The sequence below is a fragment of the Mesorhizobium sp. M1A.F.Ca.IN.020.06.1.1 genome, assembly GCF_004023265.1.
Lineage (GTDB): Bacteria > Pseudomonadota > Alphaproteobacteria > Rhizobiales > Rhizobiaceae > Mesorhizobium.
The window spans coordinates 1-2,771 of record NZ_RZSR01000810.1 but is presented as its reverse complement, the minus strand read 5'-3'; the positions used below and the strand labels follow the sequence as shown (position 1 = coordinate 2,771).

Genomic DNA, 2,771 nt, shown 5'->3' with positions numbered 1-2,771 from the left:
TCATAGCGCTTGTATTCGCCAAAATACTTCGTGATCGCCGCCGTCAGCGACGTCTTGCCATGATCGACGTGGCCGATCGTGCCAATGTTCACATGCGGCTTGGTGCGCTCGAATTTACCTTTTGCCACTGTATTTCTCCGTCTTACTCATCCCGCTCGGGGAAATTGATATTCGCTCCAGCCGAACCGGAAACGCGTAAGAGCCGCGGTTCCGGTGGCACAGGCATTCTCACGCGTACTTTTTCTGGACTTCCTGGGCCACCGCCGTAGGGACCGGCTCATAGTGGTCGAACTGCATCGTGTACTGGGCGCGGCCCTGCGACATCGAACGCAGATTGTCGACGTACTTGAACATGTTGGCCAAAGGCACCATCGCGTTGATGACGACGGCCACGCCACGCGCTTCCTGGCCCTGGATCTGGCCGCGACGGCCGTTGAGGTCGCCGATAACGCCGCCGACATAGTCTTCCGGCGTCACGACCTCGACCTTCATGATCGGCTCCAGCAGCTGCACACCAAGCCGGGGTGCGGCTTCCTTGAAGCAGGCGCGGGAGGCAATTTCGAACGCCAGCACCGAGGAGTCGACGTCGTGGAAGGCACCGTCGATCAGCGTCGCCTTGACGCCGATCATCGGGAAGCCGGCAAACGGGCCGGAACCCATGACGCTCTGGATACCCTTCTCGACGCCGGGGATGTATTCCTTCGGCACCGCGCCGCCGACGATCTTGGACTCGAACAGGAACTCTTCGCTCTCGGTGTTCGGCTCGAACACGATCTTGACGCGAGCGAACTGGCCGGTACCGCCCGTCTGCTTCTTGTGCGTGTAGTCCTGCTCATGGGTCCGGGTGATCGTCTCGCGATAGGCCACCTGCGGAGCGCCGACATTGGCTTCCACCTTGAACTCGCGGCGCATGCGGTCGACGATGATGTCGAGATGCAGCTCGCCCATGCCGGCGATGATGGTCTGACCGCTTTCCTCGTCGGTCTTGACGCGGAAGGACGGATCCTCGGCCGCCAGGCGATGCAGCGCGAGGCCCATCTTTTCCTGGTCGTTCTTGGTCTTCGGCTCGATGGCGATCTGGATGACCGGATCGGGGAATTCCATGCGCTCGAGGATGACCGGATGCAGCGGATCGCAGAGCGTGTCGCCGGTCGTCGTGTCCTTGAGGCCGGCCAGCGCGACGATGTCGCCGGCATAGGCTTCCTCGATATCGGCGCGCGAATTCGCATGCATCTGCAGCATGCGGCCGATGCGCTCCTTCTTGCCCTTCACGGTGTTGTCGAGCGAGGTGCCCTTGGTGAGCTTGCCCGAATAGATGCGAGCGAAGGTCAGCGAGCCGACGAACGGGTCGTTCATGATCTTGAACGCCAGCATCGACAGCGGCTCGTTGTCGTCGGCATGACGCTCGATCTCGGCGTCGGTCTTGGCGTCGACACCCTTGATGGCCGGCACGTCGATCGGCGACGGCAGGTATTCGACCACGGCGTCCAGCAGCGGCTGTACGCCCTTGTTCTTGAAGGCCGAGCCGCAGAACATCGGGAAGAACTTGACCGCGATGGTGCCTTTGCGGATCAGCGCGCGGATCTCGTCGTTCGACGGCATGTTGCCTTCGAGGTAATTCTCGAGCGCAGTCTCGTCCATCTCGACGGCGGCCTCGATCATCTTCTCGCGATACTGAGCGGCCTTGTCCTTGAGGTCGGCCGGGATTTCGACGACGTCCCAGGCAGCGCCCAGCGTCTCGTCGCGCCAGACAAGCGCGTTCATTTCGACGAGGTCGACGACGCCCTTGAACTCGGTCTCGGCGCCGATCGGCAGTTGCATGACGACGGCCTGCGCGCCGAGGCGCGAGCCGATCATTTCCACCGAGCGGTAGAAATCGGCGCCGATCTTGTCCATCTTGTTGCAGAAGATCATGCGCGGCACGTGGTACTTGTCGGCCTGGCGCCACACGGTCTCGGTCTGCGGCTCGACGCCGGCGTTGGCATCGAGCAGCGCGATGGCGCCGTCGAGCACGCGCAGCGAACGCTCGACCTCGATGGTGAAGTCGACGTGTCCGGGAGTGTCGATGATGTTGAAGCGGCGCATCTTGCCGTCACGACCCTTCCAGAAGGTCGTAGTCGCGGCAGAGGTGATGGTGATGCCGCGTTCCTGCTCCTGCTCCATCCAGTCCATGGTGGCAGCGCCGTCATGGACTTCGCCGATCTTGTGCGACTTGCCCGTGTAGTACAGGACGCGCTCGGTCGTCGTCGTCTTGCCGGCGTCGATATGCGCCATGATACCGAAATTGCGGTAGTCTTCGATTTTGTATTCGCGGGCCATGGGAGGTGCCTCTCAGTCTCGTTCGCGCTTTACCAGCGGTAGTGCGCGAAGGCGCGGTTGGCTTCCGCCATCTTGTGGGTGTCTTCACGCTTCTTGACGGCCGTGCCGCGGTTGTTGGCCGCGTCCATCAGCTCGCCCGAGAGGCGGTCGACCATCGTGGTCTCGTTGCGGTTGCGCGCGGCGGCGATCAGCCAGCGGATTGCCAGCGCCTGGCGGCGCTCGGGGCGCACGTCGACCGGAACCTGGTAGGTGGCGCCGCCGACGCGACGCGAACGCACTTCCACATGCGGCGCGACATTGTCGAGCGCCTGGTGGAAGACGGCGACCGGCTCCTGCTTGGTCTTGGACTGGACCTGGTCCAGCGCGCCGTAGACGATGGTCTCGGCAACCGACTTCTTGCCGTCATACATGACGGCGTTCATGAACTTGGTGACGACCAGATCGCCGAACTT

Annotated in this window: 3 protein-coding genes; all 3 read right to left on the bottom strand. The window is 62.6% G+C overall.

The annotated features are described in order from the left end of the window. On the bottom strand, nucleotides 1-128 hold a 128-nt coding region (locus EOA60_RS27310), incomplete at its 3' end, for a GTP-binding protein (protein ID WP_244571411.1). A gap of 100 nt (nucleotides 129-228) precedes the next feature. After that, on the bottom strand, nucleotides 229-2,319 hold the full coding sequence (gene fusA, locus EOA60_RS27305) for an elongation factor G (protein WP_067321482.1): 2,091 nt from the start codon (nucleotides 2,317-2,319) through the stop codon (nucleotides 229-231). A gap of 29 nt (nucleotides 2,320-2,348) precedes the next feature. Then, the coding region (rpsG, locus tag EOA60_RS27300; RefSeq protein ID WP_128312187.1) for a 30S ribosomal protein S7 at nucleotides 2,349-2,771 on the bottom strand (423 nt) is incomplete at its 5' end.